This window comes from Micromonospora sp. NBC_00898, assembly GCF_045207895.1.
Classification (GTDB): Bacteria; Actinomycetota; Actinomycetes; order Mycobacteriales; family Micromonosporaceae; genus Micromonospora.
On the sequence record NZ_CP108775.1, the window covers coordinates 4,635,959 to 4,654,788 of the forward strand.

Annotated in this window: 20 protein-coding genes and 1 pseudogene; 9 read left to right on the forward strand and 12 right to left on the reverse strand. The window is 72.6% G+C overall.

What is annotated here, in order from left to right; all coding sequences use genetic code 11:
- Window positions 1-39: 39 nt before the first annotated feature.
- Window positions 40-432, reverse strand: a complete 393-nt coding sequence (locus tag OG799_RS22460; RefSeq protein WP_406037203.1) for a cupin domain-containing protein — start codon at window positions 430-432, stop codon at window positions 40-42.
- 341 nt (window positions 433-773) lie between these two features.
- Here OG799_RS22460 and OG799_RS22465 point away from each other — a divergent pair, with 341 nt between their 5' ends.
- Complete coding sequence (locus tag OG799_RS22465) at window positions 774-1,877, forward strand: beta family protein (RefSeq protein ID WP_406037205.1); 1,104 nt, start codon at window positions 774-776, stop codon at window positions 1,875-1,877.
- A 10-nt stretch (window positions 1,878-1,887) separates the two neighbouring features.
- Here OG799_RS22465 and OG799_RS22470 read toward each other — a convergent pair whose 3' ends face one another.
- A complete protein-coding gene (locus OG799_RS22470) occupies window positions 1,888-2,169 on the reverse strand; it encodes an iron-sulfur cluster biosynthesis family protein (RefSeq protein ID WP_406037208.1) in 282 nt (93 codons plus the stop codon).
- Between the two features lie 335 nt (window positions 2,170-2,504).
- On the opposite strand from OG799_RS22470, the gene dacB reads away from it, so the two are divergent.
- The gene (gene dacB, locus OG799_RS22475; protein ID WP_406037210.1) at window positions 2,505-4,097 is read left to right on the forward strand and encodes a D-alanyl-D-alanine carboxypeptidase/D-alanyl-D-alanine-endopeptidase; all 1,593 of its coding nucleotides are present in this window, start codon (window positions 2,505-2,507) and stop codon (window positions 4,095-4,097) included.
- 201 nt (window positions 4,098-4,298) lie between these two features.
- Here dacB and OG799_RS22480 read toward each other — a convergent pair.
- The 7 genes and pseudogenes from OG799_RS22480 to OG799_RS22510 all read right to left on the reverse strand — a co-directional run.
- Window positions 4,299-5,657: pseudogene (locus tag OG799_RS22480) on the reverse strand (zinc ribbon domain-containing protein); the annotation flags it as partial.
- 149 nt (window positions 5,658-5,806) lie between these two features.
- Window positions 5,807-6,418 carry an IS607 family transposase gene (locus OG799_RS22485; protein WP_406046373.1) on the reverse strand — a complete coding sequence of 204 codons (612 nt, stop codon included), beginning with the start codon at window positions 6,416-6,418 and terminating at the stop codon, window positions 5,807-5,809.
- Between the two features lie 31 nt (window positions 6,419-6,449).
- Complete coding sequence (locus OG799_RS22490) at window positions 6,450-6,803, reverse strand: DUF1330 domain-containing protein (RefSeq protein WP_406037212.1); 354 nt, start codon at window positions 6,801-6,803, stop codon at window positions 6,450-6,452.
- Window positions 6,804-6,905: 102 nt separating this feature from the next.
- Entirely contained in the window at window positions 6,906-7,343 is a 438-nt protein-coding gene (locus tag OG799_RS22495) for a nitroreductase family deazaflavin-dependent oxidoreductase (protein ID WP_406037214.1), read from the reverse strand.
- 78 nt (window positions 7,344-7,421) lie between these two features.
- Window positions 7,422-8,309 (reverse strand): hypothetical protein, encoded by an 888-nt coding sequence (locus OG799_RS22500; protein WP_406037215.1) that lies wholly within the window; start codon window positions 8,307-8,309, stop codon window positions 7,422-7,424.
- A 173-nt stretch (window positions 8,310-8,482) separates the two neighbouring features.
- Entirely contained in the window at window positions 8,483-9,676 is a 1,194-nt protein-coding gene (locus OG799_RS22505; RefSeq protein ID WP_406037216.1) for a hypothetical protein, read from the reverse strand.
- Window positions 9,677-9,886: 210 nt separating this feature from the next.
- Window positions 9,887-10,480 (reverse strand): pentapeptide repeat-containing protein, encoded by a 594-nt coding sequence (locus OG799_RS22510; RefSeq protein WP_406037217.1) that lies wholly within the window; start codon window positions 10,478-10,480, stop codon window positions 9,887-9,889.
- A gap of 64 nt (window positions 10,481-10,544) precedes the next feature.
- On the opposite strand from OG799_RS22510, the gene OG799_RS22515 reads away from it, so the two are divergent.
- Both OG799_RS22515 and OG799_RS22520 read left to right on the forward strand, forming a co-directional pair.
- Entirely contained in the window at window positions 10,545-11,777 is a 1,233-nt protein-coding gene (locus OG799_RS22515) for a serine hydrolase domain-containing protein (RefSeq protein WP_406037219.1), read from the forward strand.
- Window positions 11,778-11,883: 106 nt separating this feature from the next.
- A complete protein-coding gene (locus tag OG799_RS22520; RefSeq protein ID WP_406037221.1) occupies window positions 11,884-12,525 on the forward strand; it encodes an NAD(P)-dependent oxidoreductase in 642 nt (213 codons plus the stop codon).
- Here the strand turns inward: OG799_RS22520 and OG799_RS22525 are convergent.
- The gene (locus OG799_RS22525; protein WP_406037223.1) at window positions 12,522-12,986 is read right to left on the reverse strand and encodes a PPOX class F420-dependent oxidoreductase; all 465 of its coding nucleotides are present in this window, start codon (window positions 12,984-12,986) and stop codon (window positions 12,522-12,524) included. The genes OG799_RS22520 and OG799_RS22525 overlap by 4 nt on opposite strands.
- A gap of 151 nt (window positions 12,987-13,137) precedes the next feature.
- Here OG799_RS22525 and OG799_RS22530 point away from each other — a divergent pair, with 151 nt between their 5' ends.
- Both OG799_RS22530 and OG799_RS22535 read left to right on the forward strand, forming a co-directional pair.
- Window positions 13,138-13,494, forward strand: coding sequence for a hypothetical protein (locus OG799_RS22530; RefSeq protein ID WP_406037225.1), 357 nt, complete (start codon window positions 13,138-13,140; stop codon window positions 13,492-13,494).
- A 14-nt stretch (window positions 13,495-13,508) separates the two neighbouring features.
- A complete protein-coding gene (locus OG799_RS22535) occupies window positions 13,509-15,023 on the forward strand; it encodes a hypothetical protein (protein ID WP_406037227.1) in 1,515 nt (504 codons plus the stop codon).
- 34 nt (window positions 15,024-15,057) lie between these two features.
- On the opposite strand, the gene OG799_RS22540 is transcribed toward OG799_RS22535, so the two are convergent.
- Entirely contained in the window at window positions 15,058-15,699 is a 642-nt protein-coding gene (locus OG799_RS22540) for a DUF6642 family protein (protein ID WP_406037229.1), read from the reverse strand.
- Between the two features lie 312 nt (window positions 15,700-16,011).
- Between OG799_RS22540 and OG799_RS22545 the strand changes: the two genes are divergently transcribed.
- A complete protein-coding gene (locus OG799_RS22545; RefSeq protein ID WP_406037231.1) occupies window positions 16,012-16,788 on the forward strand; it encodes a D-Ala-D-Ala carboxypeptidase family metallohydrolase in 777 nt (258 codons plus the stop codon).
- A 153-nt stretch (window positions 16,789-16,941) separates the two neighbouring features.
- Here OG799_RS22545 and OG799_RS22550 read toward each other — a convergent pair whose 3' ends face one another.
- The gene (locus OG799_RS22550) at window positions 16,942-17,400 is read right to left on the reverse strand and encodes a hypothetical protein (protein WP_406037233.1); all 459 of its coding nucleotides are present in this window, start codon (window positions 17,398-17,400) and stop codon (window positions 16,942-16,944) included.
- Window positions 17,401-17,558: 158 nt separating this feature from the next.
- Between OG799_RS22550 and OG799_RS22555 the strand changes: the two genes are divergently transcribed.
- Complete coding sequence (locus tag OG799_RS22555; RefSeq protein ID WP_406037235.1) at window positions 17,559-18,122, forward strand: SOUL family heme-binding protein; 564 nt, start codon at window positions 17,559-17,561, stop codon at window positions 18,120-18,122.
- A 74-nt stretch (window positions 18,123-18,196) separates the two neighbouring features.
- Complete coding sequence (locus OG799_RS22560; RefSeq protein WP_406037237.1) at window positions 18,197-18,691, forward strand: hypothetical protein; 495 nt, start codon at window positions 18,197-18,199, stop codon at window positions 18,689-18,691.
- Window positions 18,692-18,830 lie beyond the last annotated feature (139 nt).

Sequence of the window (18,830 nt, forward strand, 5' to 3'; positions counted from 1 at the left end):
CCCCGGGTACCCCGACCCGAGGCGATCAGGCCGTGCCGGTCAGGCCGTGGGCGGCTCGTCCCGGCCGGCCGCCTCCGCCGCGTCGGCCTCCTCCTTCGTCCGGTGCACCGCCCGGTCGGCATGGTCCGGCGGGCCGTAGACGGTGTAGAGGACCAGCGGATTGGGGCCGGTGTTGACGAAGTTGTGCTTCGTGCCGGCCGGTACGACCACCAGGTCGCCCGAGACGACCTCCTTCTTCTCACCGGCCACCCTGGCCTCGCCGGTGCCGCTGACGAAGGTCAGGATCTGGTCGATGCCCTCGTGGACCTCCTCACCGATCTCCCCGCCCGGCGGGATCGTCATGATCACCAGCTGGGTCTTCTCCCCGGTCCAGAGCACCCGGCGGAAGTCCGGGCTCTTCTCGGCGACGGTCGCGATCGTGAAATGCTGCATGGCGCCGACATACCCGGTCGGACCCGCCATCACGCCGGGACTCGCAGATGGTGGAATTCCCCACTGATCGGTGGTTTGGATCCCCTCTGGACGGGCATCTGGAGCGCCAAGACCGGTGCGCGGACGGCCGGTCGAGCCAGGTCCCCGCTGTCGTACCGCCGTACGGCTGCGGTGGTGGGAGACGGCCAGGGCGCGGCGACGTTACGACTTCGGTCGAGCGGCGCCGTGCGCTCGTCTGTGCGGACGCCCGCACCCCGCCGCCAACGGGTCGGGCGGGCCCGGCGCCGGCCCCCCCGCGCCGGAAAGCTGTGATCGGCGCCAATGTCTCGCTACGCTGAAGTATGGTGCCCGCCCACGGGGGTCGGGCGGCGGAACCGGTCTACCGCCCCATCCTGGCCGGTCGCCGGGGTGAGCTGGAGGCACTGGCCCATCTCGACGACGCCGCCGCTCCGCTGCTCGCTCCGGTCCTCGACGTCTGCGCGGTCGATCCGTGCACCGTGGACCTCGTCGGCCGGCTGCCGGCGGGGCTGCTGCCGGCCGTCGACGTGTCCGCCCTGCCGGACATCCCGGAAAGCGAACTGGTCCGCTGGGGCGTACCGCTGGTGCCGGTGATCGGGCTCGCGGAGAGCGACCGACGGCTGGTGGCGCACGGCGTGACCGCGCGGGCGTACGCCAAGCGGGCGGTGGTCCGGCTACGGACCGGGCGGGACCGCGCGGGCCCGGACGCGACGACGACCGCGGTGGAGCGGGTCTGGCGGCTCGCCCGGCTGGTCCCGGAGCTGTGCGACCTGCTCGTCGACGCGGGCGACGTCTGCTGCCCGGCGGATGTGCGGCTGGCCGAGCCCCGGGTTCGGCGGCTGTTGGACTGGGCCCGGCGGCACGCCTGGCGCTCGGTCACCGTGGCGGCCGGGGGGATGCCGCCGACCCTGGCCCGTCTCCCCACCGACGAGCCGGTGCGTCTCGACCGCTTCGACTGGCAGCTCTGGCAGCGCCTGGGCGACCTCGGCGTGGGGTACGGCGACTACGGGGTCGGCTCCGCGATGTCCGGGACGGACGGCCCCGGCGACCGGCTGCCGACGCTGCGCTACACGGCCGACGGGGCCTGGTGGGTCTACCGCTGGTCCCGTCGGGGCGGTCGGGGCGACGACCGCTTCGCCGACCTGTGCCGGACGCTGGTGGCGGCCCCGCACTGGCCGACGGCCGGGGCGGCGTTCTCCTGGGGCGACCACGAGATCCTGCGCCGCGCCCGACGCGGGGCGGGCGCCGGCTCGGCGACCAACTGGGCGGCGTGGAGCACGTCGCACCATCTGGCGTTCGTGCTGGGCACGCTGCTCGGGCCGGACCGGGGTCAGCGGTCCGGACCGTGGGGCGTCGGCCAGGACGCCCCCGAGCGGGGGCGGTCCGGCCGGCCGCACCGGGGCGGGGAGACCCGCCGCGCGGGCTGAGCCGCGCCGGTCACTCCTTCTCGGTGAAGCCGAACTGCACGATCCCCTCGTCGTCCACGGTCGCGTCGACGGAGGTCTCGTTGAGCAGCTCGGCGGCATCGGCGTCGAGGAAGATCCGGGCGCCCTCGTTGTCGACCACCTGGTCGCCCTGCGCCGGCTGCGGCACCAGCTCGATGGAGAGCGAGCCGGCGTCGGTGTCGGCGGCGATGCGCAGCCCGCCGTCCTCGCCGACGTCCTGCTGAGCGGCGAGGTCGCGGATCACCATCACGGCGTTGTCGGTCATGGTCAGCATGGCGGCACTCCTCGTGAATGTTCGGGATCGCGGCGGGTCGGCGCGGCCACGCGGCCGGGCCCGGACCCAGGAAGGCGAATCGGTCTTCGCCGTGCAAACCAGGGCAGGTTAAACGCCCCTCATGGCCTACGGTGCCCCCTGACCGAGCATCCGTCAAATAGAGCGGGGTCAGTCGACACCGTGCCGGCCGGAACTGGGCATGCCCCGGTTCAGGACGGGTAATCAGGGCACCGGGCAGGGATCGGAAAATAGTTTCGCCGCGGAGGCTTCTCTGGAAGAAACCTCCATGGCAGCATCGACGCAGGCATCGTCGTCACTTTCCCCGGACGCTCGCGGTGCTGGCGCTGGTCGCCACCGCGGCCACCGCCGGCGCCCCCACCGCCACGGCCGAGTCGCCCACCCCCGCGCAGACCCGGCTGACCGCCACCATCGACGCCGTGCTCGCCGACTCCCGCCTGGTCGGAGCGCAGGCCGGCGTGGTCGTCGTGGACACCACCACCGGCCAGACGCTCTACGACCGCAACGGGGACCGCCGGCTGGTACCGGCCTCCAACACCAAGCTGCTCACCTCGACCGCGGCGCTGGAACTGCTCGGCCCCGGCCACCGGTTCACCACCGACGTCGCCGGCAGCGGCGTGCGACGGGCCGGGCTGCTCACCGGCAACCTGTACCTGCGCGGCGGCGGCGACCCGACCATGCTGGCCGCGGACTACGACGCGCTGGCCGCCCAGGTCGCGGCCGAGGGCGTCCGGGTGGTGACCGGGAACCTGGTCGCCGACGACACCCGGTACGACCACACCCGGCTCGGCCCCGACTGGACGTGGGACGACGAGCCCTACTACTACGCCGCGCAGGTCTCCGCGCTGACCGTGGCGCCGGACACCGACTACGACGCCGGCACGGTGATCGTGCACGCCGCACCGGCGGCCGGGCCGGGCGCACCGCCGGTGGTGACGATGACCCCACCCAACGGCTACCTGCGGATCGACAACCGGGCCGAGACGGACGCCGACGGGGAGACGACGATCGCGTTCGAGCGCGACCACGGAAGCAACACCATCGTGGTGACCGGGCAGATCGCGGTCGGCCAGGAGCCGGAGCGCGACTGGATGACGGTCTGGGAGCCGACCGGCTACGCCGCCGACATCTTCCGGGCCGCGCTGCTGCGGCACGGCGTGCGGGTGCTCGGCCGGACCGTGCTCGGCCAGGCCACCCCGGACGACGCGAAGCCGGTCGCGCGGCACGACTCGATGCCACTGGCCGACCTGATGGTGCCGTTCCTCAAGCTCTCCAACAACGGCCACGCCGAGGTGCTGACCAAGGAACTCGGCCGGGTCATCTCCGGCTCAGGGACCTGGTCGGCCGGCCTCGCCGCGATCGGCGAGTACGCCGGCGACAACGGCGTGAACACCGGAACCCTGCGGCAGCGGGACGGCTCCGGCCTGTCCCGGCGCAACCTGATCCCGCCCGCGGAGTTCGTCGGGCTGCTCGCCGCGGTCCGCGCTGAGCCCTGGTTCGACACCTGGTACGCGGCCCTACCGATCGCCGGCAACAGCGAACGCTTCGTCGGCGGGACGCTGCGCAGCCGGATGCGCGGGACGGCCGCCGCGAACAACGTGCACGCCAAGACCGGCAGCGTCTCTGGTTCCCTATGCGATCCTCGGCAAGCCGGACGTCCGGCTGGTGCTACCGTCCCGGTTGGTTACGGGGGTGGCGTGCACGTGGCGGTGGAAGCCGCGACCGAGGGCTGCCCCGCGGACCCGGTGAGGGTGTCGCGGAGCGGTGGTGGTAACCGTGTGCGGCACCTGGCTGACCGGCCCTTGCGGGTTGGTCTCCTGGGGTGTCCGTCCCGCCGGACGCTGACCGGCAGATCGCGATGGGGGGTCTGCCGGGGCGGGAACCTGCCGTCGCAAGGGCAGCAGGCGTGAGGTCTTGACCGTTGCAGGTCGGGTCTGCTTCGGGGTGGGTACGGTTTTGCGTCGATCCCGCAGTGGCGGGATCGTGGCGGCTGGGGTTGGTCGACGTGTCCGGTGACGGACCGGTGTGTCGGTGGCTGTCCGGATCGCGGCGTTGCCGTTACGGCCGCGGCGGGTTTTGGCCTGGTTGGCTAGGCCCCTGGCCGCGATCCGTTGCGCCGCGGCGTGGTCACGGTCCATCGACAGGCCGCACGAGCAGGTGGCCCACCGGTACCCGGCGACGCTGCGCTGCGGCGTTTTGACGTGCTTGACCGCACCGCCGCAGCGGGGACAGCCGGACGAGGTACCACGCGCCGGCACTGTGACGACTGCGGCACCTTCTTTCGCGGCGAGGTGGGCGATGGCGGTGAACACGGTGCCGCGTACCGCGCCAGAGATCCGCCGGTTGAGGCTGCGTGACCCACCACGGCCCTCGAGCGTGGCGAGGTCCTCCACGTAGATGACGGTCGCGCCGACCGCGGTCGCCTGGTCGACGAGCCACCGCGCCGCCGACCAGGCAAGAGCCTTGTTGAGATGCCGGATCCGGGCGCACACCGCCGAGTGCTCGGCCTTCAGGAGGACAAGCTTCGCAGTCAGTGCCTGCTCGGCTGGGGTGTGGGCAGGCCGGCCGTCACGCAGCCGGATCACATGGTCGACTTTGGTGTTGAGGTGTTCGCGGTGACGGCGTAGCCGCACCAGCTTCGCCGACACCCCGGTCGCGTCGAACCGCAACGGGCGGCCCTGCACTACCACGGTGCCGTCGGGGTCGAGGTCGGCCACGGTCGCGGTCAGCAGGGTGTTCACACCCCAGTCAACACCAAGCGCACGAGTGTGGCCGTCCAACCGGGGCGGGGTGTGCGGGGTCTGCCAGGGCAGGTCGACGCGAACCTTGCCATCGCCGGGACGCAGCGTCGGAGTGCACACCTTCACCCCGGCCGGCACGATCGCCGGCAGCACCACGTCGAAGGCATGCCACACCCAGTCGCGGTAGGAGGCCGGCGCAGCGCACATCGGAAGCTGCGACCACACCCGCACGATCCTGTCGTCGACCCGGTCGACGGCGACCTGTTGCCGGTCGGCCGCAGCGAGGCTCACCTGCCGAGCCACGGCCGGCGGACCCTCCAGCTCACACAGGTCCGCCGGCGGCCGGCCATACACGCCGAGGTATCCGGTGATCTGTCGGGTGCGGCTGCGGATCGTCGCGCTACCGGTTCCTTCGGGTAACGCCGCCCGCAACGCTGACCACTCGTCATCGGTACGGGCGGACGGATCGGCCGGCCACGTGGCCAGCAGCGCGGCAACGACCGCACGACGGTGGCACGCCAGACGCAGAACGCGGGCCGCTTCTTCCTCGGCGATCCGACGAACCCGGTCCGACACCACCACCCCCGCCGGCGGCACCGCACCCCAGCCGAGCCGGCGCAACGCCATCCACCCGTTGCCCGGCAGACGCCTCCCATCAGGGCCGACCCCACCGGCAAGCTCCGCAAGGTCAGCATCCGACCACCGCGCGCCGACCACCTCGTCGGCCATGCCCCGAACCGGGTCCGCCAGCCACCCGACCCGTTCGGCGAGTACCCGCCCCGTCACGGGCGCCTGCACGCCCGGCGCGTCGGGCTTACCGCCGCACACCGCCCGATACGCGGTGCAGGTCGCGGTCGACGTCAGCCAGGAACCAGCCACTACCCCACGCCTTCACCCGCGGCAGCCAGCAGTCGCCGCTTGGCCTCACGGGACCGCAGGCCGTACATCCGCCCGGCGAACGTGGCGACCACAGACATGAAGTCGTCCACCAGTTCCTCGACCCCACCGGCCGAACCTTTCGCGTGCAGCACCTCGACAGTCACCCCGTCACGGGCGAGCAGAGCGGTCAGCCACGCGGTGCCGAACCGGGCCAGCCGGTCGCGGTGGGTCACTCTCACCACAGTGAACTCGCCCGCCGCCGCACCCTTCAACAGCCGGGCAAGTCCCGGCCGGTTCTCCCGCAGCCCAGACGCCTTGTCCCTGAACACGGCCACCACCTCGGCGGCAGCACTAGCCCGCAACTCCGCCTCTTGAGCCACCAGCGACGTCCCCTGGCCAGACGTCGTACCCGACACCCGCACATACAACGCCTCACGGCGCGGCCGTTCCACCTCACCCCGCCCGACGAACGCATCAAGCAACGCAGTCTCGAACCGACGCTCCCGACCAACCCACGTCACCGCAACCCGTCCCTCATCCGCCCACCGGCGCAGGGTCACAGGATGGACACCGATGTACTCAGCGGCCGGACCCAGACGCAGCAACGACATGATCAAGAAAGTACCACACAGGTTCGCTTAGCTAATCAGCCAACAGTTGCACAGCCTCCCGGAAGTGGGCGGCCCGCCGGGCCGGGTCGTAGTCCTCGGCGACCCCGTCCACGATGATCGCCGAGCCCTCGATGTGTCGGAGCCGCAACGGCAGGATCTCCTGGTACGCCGGGGAGGCGTACCAGGAGCGGGCCCGCTCGGTGTCCGGGAACTCGATGATCACCAGGCTGCCCGGCCACTCGCCCTCGATGACCTCCACCGTCGGGCCGTGCACCCGGAAGCGACCCTGGTACGGCTCGAGCGTCGCCTGGATCCTCTCCAGGTACTCGATGATGTCGTCGTTGATCTGCGGGGTACGCAGGTGGGCGAGGGCGAACGCGGGCACGGTGCCTCCCGGATCAGCGGCGCCGGATCCCCGGCGCGGGGCGTGCCCCGATTCTGCGGCCCGGCCCGGCCCGCGGTCGATTACCCGCGGGGTAGGGACGGGTCAGACCCGCTCCAGCACCACCACCGGGATCTCCCGGTCCGTCTTGGTCTGGTACTCGTCGTACGCCGGCCAGATCGCGGTCATGGTCCGCCACATCCGGGGCTTCTCCTCGGGCGTCGCGGGCCGCGCCCGGGCGGTGAACCGCTCCGCGCCGACCTGCACCCGGACCTCGGGCTCCGCGAGCAGGTTGAGATGCCAGGCGGGGTGCTCGGGCGCCCCGCCCTGGGAGGCGACCACCAGGTAGGCGTCGCCGTCCCGGCCGTAGATCAGCGCGGTGCGCCGCAGCTTGCCGCTGCGCCGGCCCCGGGTGGTCAGCAGCAGGGTCCAGACGCCGGGACGCCACTCGTGGCCCTCCGCGCCGTCGGTCTCGACGTACCGGCGGATGTGGTCGGCGACCCACCCCGCCGGGCTGTCCAGTACCTGCTCGCTCGCCGTCATGGGTCCCCTCCCGGGTCGTCGGCCGGCCGTCGCGCCCACGCTACTCCCGGCCGCCGGGCGGCACCGGGCGAACGGCGGTCAGCGCAGCGCGACGGCCTGCACGCTCACGTTGCCGCAGTCCCCGAGGGACTCCTCCACCGTCCAGCTCACCAGCAGCTTCGCCCCCTTGGGCGCCTGGAAGCGGATGGTGAACTCGGCGGTGTGCTGGGTGTGCGGGTCCTCCATCCGCAGGGTGCTGGTCGGCCCGCCCGTGGAGAGCCGCAGGTCGAGGCGGCCCCGGGCCATCCACAGGCCGGCGTAGAGCCACGCCGTGCGCAGCTCGCCGTCGGCGGTCACGGCGAGCGCGAAGCCGCTGCCCCGGCCGCAGGTATAGAGCCCGGACGTGGTGCCGCTGGCGGACCCGACGGGGGTGCCGTCGCGCCAGGCGAACGCCTCGGGGTTGTTGCTGAAGCTCTCCCGGCGGCCGTGTCCGCCCTCGTCGCGGATCGCCCCGGAGCCGTCGCGCTTGCGCACGCGGCGGTCCGCCCCGAGGAGTCCCCAGTGGACCCAGTCGACCGGGCCGGCGCCGGTGAGGTCGACGCGCGCCGGCACGTCCGCCTGGGTGACGGTGAGGACCGGCTCGACGGCCGGCCGGGACGGCGACGGAGGCCGCTGCCGGGGCCGCAGTCCGGGCGAGGCGGCGCCGGCGTCGACCCCGGGGCGCTGGGGGGACGGTCCGACCGGCCGCACGGCACCGGAAGCCGGTCCCGGTCGGTTGGCGCTCTCCTCCTGACGGGAACCGGCGTACTGTTCGGTGCCGAGGTACGCGACGACGGCGGCCAGGCAGGCGAGCGTGGCGAGGGCCTCGACGATCCAGCGGCGACGCTGCCGGGCCCGTGCGATCCGGCGCAACGTGGACCGGGTCTGCCCGGACCCGTACGGGGACGACGCCCGGCCGCCGACCCGAGTGCGGTCTTCTTCCGCCACCGAACCTCCGCTCCCCACCCACGCACCGGCCGGCGGACGGGCGGGCATGACCGCTTCACGTTTTCATCAGCCGGGCGAATGCGCCACATGGGGACGGCTGTGCGCTTCCAGTTCGTTACCAAGCGCAAGCAGGCACCTCCGTCCGCCCGGCTCCACGCCGGCCCGGGCGGCGGTCAACTGACCGTCAGCGCCTCCATGGACACGCCGTCGTTCTCCCCGCCCGCCACGGTCAACGCCCGCCAGCTGACGAGCAGCCGGGTGCCCCGCGGAGCCCGGAAGTGGATGACGTACTCGAAGAAGCGGTCGCCGGCGACCTGCGGGACCTCGCGGGTGGTGACCCCACCCCCGGTCGAGAGCCGCAGCTCCAGGCGGGCGCCGGCCGAGAACGCCCCGGCGAAGAAGCGGACCGTGCGCAGATCCCCGCTGCCGGCGACCGCCACCGAGAAGGCCTTGCCGGCGCCGCGCTGGAAGACGCCGTACCGGGTGCCGTCCTGCCGCGCCGCCGGCGTCCCGTCGGTCCAGCCGAAGCCCGCGACGCTCGCGCCGTGCTGGAGCCGTTCGCCGCCCAGGTCGCTGATCTCGCCGGTCCCGGCCTGCTTGCGCTGCACGGTGTCGCCGCCGTTCATCCCCCAGTGGATCCAGTCCCGGGCGCCGAGGGCGGTCAGGTCCACCAACGCCGGCACCTGCTCCTGGTCCACCGAGAGCAGCGGGCCGCCGGGGAAGACCGGGGCCCCGGTGACCGGCACCGTGGTGGGCGGCGGCGCCGCCGAGGGGGTCGCGGCCGTCGGCGACGCCGGCACCGCGGCGGGTGCCGGGCGGTCGCGGTCCGACCGGGAACCCCAGCCGGCGTACGCCAGCAGCAGCGCCACGGCGGCCACGACCGCGGCACCCTGCACGGCCCGACGGCGGCGGCGCCGGGCCCGGGCCGCACCGACGCGGGTGGCCGGCCCGGCCGGCGCACCGTCCACGGCCGCCCGCCGCCGGGCCAGCCGCGCCGCCACGCCACCCGCCGCCCCCGACCGCGGTCCGTGCGCCGGCAGGGCCGCCGCAGCAGGCGGGGCCGACGGGGTCGGCTCGGCGACCGGCGGAGCGGGCACCGGCGCGGCATCGGGCCGGACCGCGTCCGGTTGACGGGCGTCGGGCGGGACGGCATGGCGCGCGGCCCCGTCATGCGCGGCGTCCGGGTCGGGGACGGCGGCGGGCCGGTGCGGGGTCGGGTCGGCGGTCGGCTGGTCGGCCGGGGGCTCGTCGCCGGCGAGCCGTCGCGAGACGGCCGCCGGGTCCGGTGCCCGCGCCGGATCGACCGGTACGGCCGGCAGCCAGCGCCCGACCCGGATACCGGTCTGGGTGAGTTCCTCCTCTGCCACCGACCCTCCCTCGGCCACCGGCGTCGAGGCCACCGCCGGTGACCCGCCGCAGGGAGGATGTCACACCGCTCGATCGGCGAGAAGCTGTCGGGCCGAGGCATTTTCCCGACAGCCGCGGCTCAGCGGCGCTAGCGGCGGCGCAGCCCGCGCCCGCGGGCTGCGCAGCGCCACCCGGGGTCCCGCCGCAGGTCGAGCGCCTTCAGGGGACGCTCAGCCGATCTGGAAGCCGAGCGCCTGTGCCAGCACGATCGCCTGCTCGGCGTCGACGATCGCGCCGGCCCGCTCCACCACCGTCGGGTCGAGCGCGGTCAGGTCGCTGCCCCGCAGGTCCGCCCCCGCCAGGCGGGAGCTGTGCAACTGGGCGCCGGACAGGTCGACGCCGGTGACCGTCGCGCCGGTCAGGTTCGCCCCGGTCAGATCGGCCTCGCGCATCCGTACGTCGGTGATGCTCACCCCGCGCAGGTCCGCGCCGGGCAGCGCGACGAAGGACCAGTCGCCGCCGCTGATCCGCAGCGGCCGCAGGTCGCACTGGTCGAAGCTGCTGCCGACCAGCTTGCAGCCGGTGAACTCGGCCTCGAAGAGGTTGCACCGCTTGAACGTGCAGCGGGTGAAGGCGGAGTCGGTGTGCCGGGAGGCGTTGAACGCCACGTTGCCGAAGACGCACTCGGTGAAGACCGCCGCCTGGCTGACCGCCTCGGTGAGGTCGACGTGGAAGAAGGAGCAACGGACGAAGTGCCGGTCGACCAGCTCTTCGGCGTACCAGTCCTCGTGACGGTAGGTGACGTCCTCGGTGGGCTCAGCCATCGGGCCAGATTAGTGGCGTGGACCGACACTTCCCGACCGGCGTACCGGCGAGTAGGTTCGCGGCGTGAGCGTGGCAGTGAGCACCGACCCGGACCGCATCGGCTTCGACCCCGCCCGGCTGGCGCGGATCGACGAACACTTCGGCAGGTACGTCGACGACGGGCGGCTCGCCGGCTGGCAGATCGTCGTCACCCGCCGGGGCGAGATCGCGCACTCGTCCGTCTACGGCCTGCGGGACCGGGAGGCCGGCACCCCGGTCGAGTCGGACACCCTGTGGCGCATCTACTCGATGACCAAGCCGATCACCTCGGTCGCGGCGATGATGCTCTGGGAGGAGGGCCGGTTCGAGCTGACCGACCCGATCAGCCGCTGGCTGCCCGAGTTCGCCGACGTCCGGGTCTATGACAAGGGCTCGGTGCTCAAGCCGTACACGGTGCCGGCGGTCGAGCCGATCCGGGTCTGGCACCTGCTCACCCACACCACCGGCCTGACGTACGGCTTCGCCCAGACCACGGTGGTCGACGGCCTGTACCGGGCGGCGGGCTTCGACCTGGGCGTGCCGCGCGGCGCGGACCTCGCGGCGGCCTCGGCGGGCCTGGCCCGGCTGCCGCTGCTCTTCCAGCCGGGCACGAGCTGGAACTACGGCGTCTCCACCGACGTGCTGGGCCGGCTCGTCGAGGTGGTCGCCGGACAGAGCCTGGGCGAGTTCTTCACCGAGCGGATCTTCCGGCCGCTGGGCATGACCGACACCCGCTGGTGGGTCGACGAGCCGGACGCCAAGCGGCTGGCCGCCCTCTACACCCCGCACCCGGCGACCGGGCAGACGGTCCGCGCCGACGGCGTCGGGCGGGCGGCGCTGGCCGAGCCGAGCTGGTTCTCCGGGGGCGGCGGGCTGGTCTCCACGGCCGCCGACTACCACCGGTTCACCCAGTTCCTGCTGCGCGGCGGCGAGCTGGACGGGGTACGCCTGCTGGGGCCACGGACGCTGCGCTTCATGACCCGCAACCACCTGCCCGACGGCCGCGACCTGGCGTCGTTCTCCCCGGAGGGCTTCGCCGAGACGGTGCTCGACGGGATCGGCTTCGGCCTCGGCTTCGCCGTGGTGCTGGACCCGGTCCCGGCCCGGGTGCCGAGCAGCGTCGGCGAGTTCTACTGGGGCGGCCTGGCCAGCACCGCGTTCTGGGTGGACCCGGCGGAGGAGGTCACCGCCCTGCTGTTCACCCAGCTCATGCCGTCGAGCACGTACCCGCTGCGCTCGCAGCTACGCCAGCTGGTCTACTCCGCGCTGGTCGACTGACCCGCCCCGGGGCGGGCCCGGCCAGGATCGCCGTTACGGCACCGGCCGGGCAGCCCGCTCCATAGCCTGGGAGGCGAGGCAGGTCGGGGCGGGAGGCGGTCAGGCCATGAGCAACATCGTCGTGTTCGGCGCCGGTGGCACCGCGGGGTCGCGGATCACCGCCGAGGCGGTCGAGCGGGGTCACCGGGTCACCGCGGCGGTGCGCCGCCCGGAGGCGACGAGCTACCTGCCGGCCGGGGTGCGTACGGTCACCGGCGACGCGACGTCTGCGCACAGCGTACGGGAGCTGGCCGACGATGCCGACGTGTTCGTGGTGGCGATCGGTGGCGGCGAGCGGGACCTGTGGCGTGACGCCGCGCGGACCCTGGTGGACACCCTGCGCGAACTGCCCGACCCGCCCCGGGTGATCCACGTCGGCGGCGGCGCGACGCTGCTGACCCCGAAGGACACCCCGTTCCTGGCGGAGCCGGACTTCCCGGCCGAGTACCGCGACTCGGCCGAGGGCCAGGCCGACGCGCTGGCCGTCTACCGCTCCGCGGCCGACGGGGTGACCTGGACGTACGTCTCCCCGCCGCCGCTGGAGTTCCACCCGGGCGAGCGGACCGGCCACTACCGCACCGGCACCGACCACCCGGTGACCGACGCCCAGGGCCGCTCGGTGCTGACCTACGAGGACCTGGCGGTGGCGATCGTGGACGAGATCGAGAGCCCGCGGTTCCCGAACGCCCGCTTCACCGCCGCTTACTAGTCGGCGAGCCGGGCGGGGAAGCCGCCGGTGGCGATCGGTCCCCAGCTGTCGACGGTGACCCGGATCAGCGACTTGCCCTGCTTGACCATCGCCGCCCGGTACTCGTCCCAGTCCGGGTGCTCGCCGGAGATGCCGCGGAAGTACTCCACCAGCGGTTCCAGGGCCTCGGGCAGGTCGAGCACCTCGGCGGTGCCGTCGACCTGCACCCAGGGCCCGTTCCAGTCGTCGGAGAGCACGCAGGCGGAGACCCGGGGGTCGCGCCGGATGTTGGTCACCTTCGCCCGCTCCGGGTAGGTGGAGATCACCAGCCGGCCCGCGCCGTCCACCCCGCAGGAGACCGGGGAGGACTGCGGCCGGCCGTCGGCGCGGGTGGTCATCAGCACGACCTTGTGCCGGGGGCGGAGGAACTCGATGAGGGCGTCCCGGTCGACCCGGGTGTTGCTCGCGATGCTGCGTGCCATGCGTCGGTTCTACCAGGAGGCCAGGCTGTGACGCGCAGATGGCTGTCAAGGCAACTCAGGGTCACGTTGAGTCAACATGACGTCACTTCACATCTGTTGATTGACCTATGTTTATTGCCCCCGGCAACTTTTTCAGAGTCAGGGAGGCACGGTGGAAGTCAAGGGAGATCAGTACGGCAACATCCAGAACAGCGATCTCATCATCAACCAGGGCGGAATGTCTGCCACCCTGACCGGATCGACCCGCGAGGCACTGCTCGCCCTCACCGCGTTACAGGCGCGCGTGAAAGCCGCCTCTTCGAATGGAGTGCTGGACCAGGAGACCGCGCAGGCGGCATCCGGAGAGCTGGTCACCGTAAGCCGGAAGCTCGCGTCAGGCGGTGGCGCTGATGCGATCTCCGGGCTCGAGCGCACTCGACGCATTCTCGGTACCGCCGCGGGCGTGGCTCCGCTGCTGGAGACCATCAGCAACATCATCGCCCTGATCCATGGCAGCGCTGGAAACTGACGCGGGCGGCTCCCATGGCGGACCAGGCCTTCTTCCAGACCGGGAACTTCCAGAACGCGGATCAGATCTTCAACATCGGAGACAGCCGGGACTGGCTGGCGGCCGGGCGCCAGTTGCTGACAGAACGTGCCTACCGTGCGGCGGCTCAGTGCTTCGAGAAGTTCCTCACTCAGGGGCCGGAACATGAGCGGGCGCTCCGCGCAGAGGCGAACGTCCTCGTCGTGATCGCCACCCTCGCCCGCCACCCTCCGTCGTACCGCACGCCGCAGCAGGCAACGAAGATGACTCGCCATCTCGTGGCCGCTGCGACCGTGCTCGCCGCGGTGATGGCAGGGTTGATCCGCGACGATTACTACCACTCTGTCGGCATCAGCGTTCCCGCGGACCTGGACAGGCTCGCGGACGGGGGTGCCCCTGCCCGGCTCACCATGGCCGAACTGCGCCTCGTTGAGCAGCACCTGGTCGCCGTTCCCGGACCAACCTGGAGAGATCTGCGCGCGCACTGCCAGCTGCTGGGCATGATCCTGCCGGACTACGTGCCGGAGTCCGGCGGTCCCACCGCCTCCACCGAGAGACGGGTCGGCGTTCCCAAGTACTTTGTCGCCGTGCCGCCGGTACCACCACCCGATCGTGGCGCTATCGCCGGCGCCCTGATCTGGTCCGGCGTCGCCCTGGCCACCCTTCCCTGCGGCGGTCTCTACGTCGAGACGCGGTGGTACATCGGCCTGTCCCTTCTTGTTCTCCTGCCCGCAGCCGGCCTGGTCCTCACGCTGATCGGCATCGGGGTCTGGCGGGACAACCAGCAGGACCGGATCGCCCGCCGCCGCTACGAGGAGGCCCGGAAGGCGGCGGAGGGCAGCCCGTCCGATACACAGATGGACCGCTGGCTGAAGCAGGACGTGGAGTGGATCGTGGCCCGGGGGGCTCGACGACTGCGGCTCAACTCAGCTCTGGTTGCCGCGTCCGGAGACCTGCTGGTCGAGCCGCAGGCCGCGGTCGGCATCTCCCGGCTTGAAAAGGACGAGATGGTTGAGCAGGTGGTGTCCCAGGGCGGCGACATGGGCGTGAGAGTCGTGCGCCGCCGGACGACGATCGGCAAGAGTCGAATCGGCCGGGACGGAAGGCTGCGCTCCGACCACTACCAGGTGCTGGTGCTGTACCTGTCTGCCCACCGGGTGTCCGTGTTCAGGTGTGACCTCGCGCTCGCCACCCGCCAGCTCCTCACCGAATCGACCACCACCTTCCACTACCAGGACGTGGTCAGCATCTCCAGCCAGACGGTCGTCCTTCCGAAGACCGCCGAGACCACTGTCCCGATCTTCGATGCGGCGTCCGGTCGCTATGTCCGTCGCTTCGCCGACTCCCGGTTCAGGGTCGCCCTCGTCAACGGCCACAGCATTGACGTCAGCGTGTCCGTCACGGCGGACCGCCGCGAGCTCAAGGTCGCCTGGTCGAACGGTGACGTCCACCGGGTCGTCGAGCGGATGGTGTGGTCCCGCAAAGAACAGGAAGAGAGCGAGTCGCTTTGAACCCGGCGGGAGGTAGCGCGACAAGGCGTCGCTGTCAGCGGGGTCGGCCCACCGCACGGCGGGCCAAGGGCTGGGCCGGCACCCGGGGGTGGAGGGTCGGCCGCCAGGCGCGGCCGTTGGCGTAGATCACTCGAAAGCCGAGGTACGACGCCAGCGGCGCCCAGTGCGCCGAGCCCATCCGCAGCTCGGCGGCGTTGTGCCGCTGGCCGTTGGCGAGCACGTCGAGCAGCACGGTCTCGAAGGCGGCCGACTCGACCCAGTCGACGTCCCGGGTGAACCCGCAGATCAGGGCCGCGCCGGTCACGTCGAGGAAGTCCCGCAGCGTGGCGTCGGAGGCGCGCAGCACGGAGCAGCTGCCGAAGTAGAGCCGCCGTCCCTCGCACCGGCCGGCCATCCGTTCGGCGACGTCGGCCAGCTCGACGGAGTCCCAGTCGGTGAGGCAGAGCCGGCTCGGCTCGCCGTGCATGGCGAAGAAGCCGACCCGGTAGTCGGCGTACTGCTTGAGCAGCCAGCGGTCGAGGAAGTAGAAGAGTTCGTCGCGGGTGGCCGCGTCCTTGTGGATGAACCGGATCCGGCCGAGCCGTTCGAGCAGTTCGAGGGTGGGCAGGACGGATCCGCGCTCGTTGAGGTCACGGTGCCACTGGCCCTCGATGCAGAAGACGCCACCGCGTGCCACGCCCACCTCCCCGTTCGCGGAGCCCGGCGCAGACGTTACCGGCCCCGGGTCACGGGTGAGCATCACCCTGAATGCCCCCGAAACACTGTTTCCGTCACCTCTGCGCAGTCCTGGTCGGCTTCGGGGTCGCTGGCACGAATGGGTGTTTCGCAATTTCCACCAATTCACAGCGGATGCCCAGGGATAACCGAATATGAGTACAACTCTGGTTAATCGCCACTAATTTCCCGAAAGACTGCCAGTGTGTAAGGGACAGGACGAGCGGGTCGATGTCCTGATCACCACCCATTCGTCTTCAACGGGAGGACTCCTGTGCGCCTGAACACCTTGAAGCGGGCGGTCGTCGCGTTGGCCCTGGCGTTGCCCGGGGCCGCGATCGCCACGCTGGTCGCCGCGCCGGCGGCCCACGCCGACGGCTGCTACACCTGGCAGCGGACCCTGGCCCAGGGGCGTACCGGCGCGGACGTCCGCCAGTTGCAGATCCGGGTCGCCGGCTGGGCCGACTACCGGGACATCGTCCGGATCGACGGGATCTACGGGCCGGAGACCGCCGCCGCGGTCAAGCGCTTCCAGGCCGCGTACGGGCTGCGCGTCGACGGCATCGCCGGCCCGCAGACCTTCGCCAAGATCTACCAACTGCAGGACGACGACTGCACGCCGAAGCACTTCAGCTACACCGAGCTGGACAACGGTTGCGGCAAGGGCGGGTGGAGCGGTGGCCCACTCTCACCGAACGCGACCAGGGAAAACGCGGTACGCACCATGTGGAAGCTGGAGGCGCTGCGGCGCAGCCTCGGCGACAAGCCGCTCTACGTGAACAGCGGCTTCCGCAGCATCGCCTGCAACAACCAGGTCGACGGGGCGTCGGACAGCCAGCACCTCTACGGCAACGCCGCCGACCTGACCTCGCGCAGCTCCTCGCTGTGCCAGGTGGCCCGCACGGCCCGCAGCCGGGGCTTCAGCAGCATCTACGGACCCGGCTACCCCGACCACTCCGACCACGTCCACGTGGACTCCCGCCGGGAGAACAACGCCGACCGGAGCTCGAACACGACAAGCTGGTCGGCGCCGAACTGCGGGATCGGCTGAGCCACCGACGTCGACGGCGGCCCGGCGCAGGGGTGGGGGACCCTGCGACCGGGCCGCCGTCGGGTCACCCCGGGTTCGGGCTGTCGGGCGTGCCCCCGACCCGACCACCCCGGGTCGGCGTGCCTGCCGCGACGCCGCGACCCGGAGCAGTCGTCAGCTCGCCCGGGGCCAGCGCGGCGTGGTGGCGGGGGGCGCCACCGGCCGACCGGTACCGCCGGGCCGGATGGCGGGTCGCACGCCGGGTGCGCCGACCCGGCCGGCCTGGCCGCGCGGGGACTGGGTGACCGGGGCGGACGGACGCGCGGGCGCCCGCCCGGTCAACACGAACGGGAAGGGCACGTGCACGAACGGGTTGCCGTGCCGCACCAGCGCGTCGATCTGCCGCTCGTTGAGGCCGTGGGCCTCCAGCACCCGCCGGCCCCAGCGGTGCAGCCGGCAGGGGTACGCGGCGCTGTCGTTGCGGCACTTCGGTCCGGCGGGCCACTCCTCGGCGGCGTGCACCACCACCGCCCGGACCGCGAGCCGGACATCCTCGGGGGTCAGCGGCGCCGGCACCGGCACCTCGCCCAGGATCTGATCGATGGGATCCGTCGACTGCTCACCAACTCGCACGGCAGGCCTCCCGCAACTCGGCAGCGGTGCGGCTGATCCGCCGCACCACATCCTCGGCCAGTGGTACGGCCCCCGGGCGGCAGGAGTTCAATCCACCGTGCCGACCGTCGCCCGGCCGGTAGCGTTTTCGGCGGGACCAGCGAGGCCGGGAGGACGCGATGACCGAGCGGCAGCCGTACCGGGTGGTGGCCCGCCATCCCGGCTTCGAGCTGCGTCGCTACCCGGCGCACCTGGTGGCCGAGATGCGCGTCGAGGGCGACTTCGCCACGGCTGGCAACGAGGCGTTCCGACCGCTGGCCCGCTACCTCGACGGGGCAAATCGGGCCCGGCGGCAGATCGGGATGACCGCGCCAGTGGTGCAGGAGCCGGCCCGGACGGAGAAGATCGAGATGACCGCCCCGATGGTCCAGGAGGAGGGCGACCGGCCCGGCTGCTGGCTGGTGCGGTTCGTCATGCCGGTGAGCTTCACCGCGGCGACGCTGCCCGAGCCGGAGGATCCCCGGATCACCACCCGGGAGATCCCCGCGCAGCTCGTCGCCGCGACGCGGTTCTCCGGCCGGTGGACCATGAAGGCGTTCGAGGAGCGGGCCACCGCGCTGGGCCGGGCGGTCGCCGACGCCGGGTTCCAGCCCGGCGGCGCGGTGCGGTACGCCCGCTTCGACCCGCCGTGGAAGCCGTGGTTCCTGCGCCGTAACGAGGTGGCGCTCCCCGTCGCCGAATAGGTCGGCGGCCGGCGCAGTCGCCGGGTCACCCCTAGACTCCCGGTGTCCCGCCCCCGGCCCTGATGGGAAGTCCCGTGCGTCGCTGGCCCGCCGCCCTGGCCCTGGTCCTGCTGCTCGCCGGCTGCGGCGGAATCGAACGGACGGCGCAGCTGCCGGCCTGGCAGACTCCCTCGCCGACGGCCCCGGCCCCGCTGACCGCCAAGGAGGCCAAGGGCCGCTACCTGGCGATCGTGGCGCCGTACAACACGGCGCTGGAGGAGCTGGAGGAGGCGCTGAAGGCCGGCCGGCCGTGGCGTACGGTGCGCGCCCTGGCCGGCACGGTCGCCACCACCAACGCCGCCCACGCGGAGCAGCTGCGGACGACCGTCTGGCCGGCGAAGGCGCAGGCCCCGGTCGCGGCGCTGCTCAAGGAGAACGACCTGGCGCTGCGGCACTGGAAGCTGGCCGGCGAGGCGACGAGCGCCGCGGCGCTGATGCGGGAGATCCGCGCGGCCGCCGCGCACGACGGCGGCGCGCAGGCGAACAAGGTACGCGCCACCCTCGGCCTGCCGGTCTACAAGAAGCCCTGAGCCGATCGGCCGGTACGGCTGCGCTGCCGGCACGGTAGCCACTGGTGCCCGAGCCCGACGCGGCGGCGGGCCCGTGCCGCCGCGAGGCGGCGACAGGTCACAACTGTGTCACGAACGCGAGTCAGGTGACTCGTACGGG

Excerpts from the sequence above, each read along its gene's own strand:
- OG799_RS22460 (WP_406037203.1), bottom strand. The coding sequence starts at position 432 with ATGCAGCATTTCACGATCGCGACCGTCGCCGAGAAGAGCCCGGACTTC.
- OG799_RS22465 (WP_406037205.1), top strand. The coding sequence starts at position 774 with ATGGTGCCCGCCCACGGGGGTCGGGCGGCGGAACCGGTCTACCGCCCC.
- OG799_RS22470 (WP_406037208.1), bottom strand. The coding sequence starts at position 2,169 with ATGCTGACCATGACCGACAACGCCGTGATGGTGATCCGCGACCTCGCC.
- OG799_RS22485 (WP_406046373.1), bottom strand. The coding sequence starts at position 6,418 with ATGTCGTTGCTGCGTCTGGGTCCGGCCGCTGAGTACATCGGTGTCCAT.
- OG799_RS22495 (WP_406037214.1), bottom strand. The coding sequence starts at position 7,343 with ATGACGGCGAGCGAGCAGGTACTGGACAGCCCGGCGGGGTGGGTCGCC.
- OG799_RS22510 (WP_406037217.1), bottom strand. The coding sequence starts at position 10,480 with ATGGCTGAGCCCACCGAGGACGTCACCTACCGTCACGAGGACTGGTAC.
- OG799_RS22520 (WP_406037221.1), top strand. The coding sequence starts at position 11,884 with ATGAGCAACATCGTCGTGTTCGGCGCCGGTGGCACCGCGGGGTCGCGG.
- OG799_RS22525 (WP_406037223.1), bottom strand. The coding sequence starts at position 12,986 with ATGGCACGCAGCATCGCGAGCAACACCCGGGTCGACCGGGACGCCCTC.
- OG799_RS22535 (WP_406037227.1), top strand. The coding sequence starts at position 13,509 with ATGGCGGACCAGGCCTTCTTCCAGACCGGGAACTTCCAGAACGCGGAT.
- OG799_RS22555 (WP_406037235.1), top strand. The coding sequence starts at position 17,559 with ATGACCGAGCGGCAGCCGTACCGGGTGGTGGCCCGCCATCCCGGCTTC.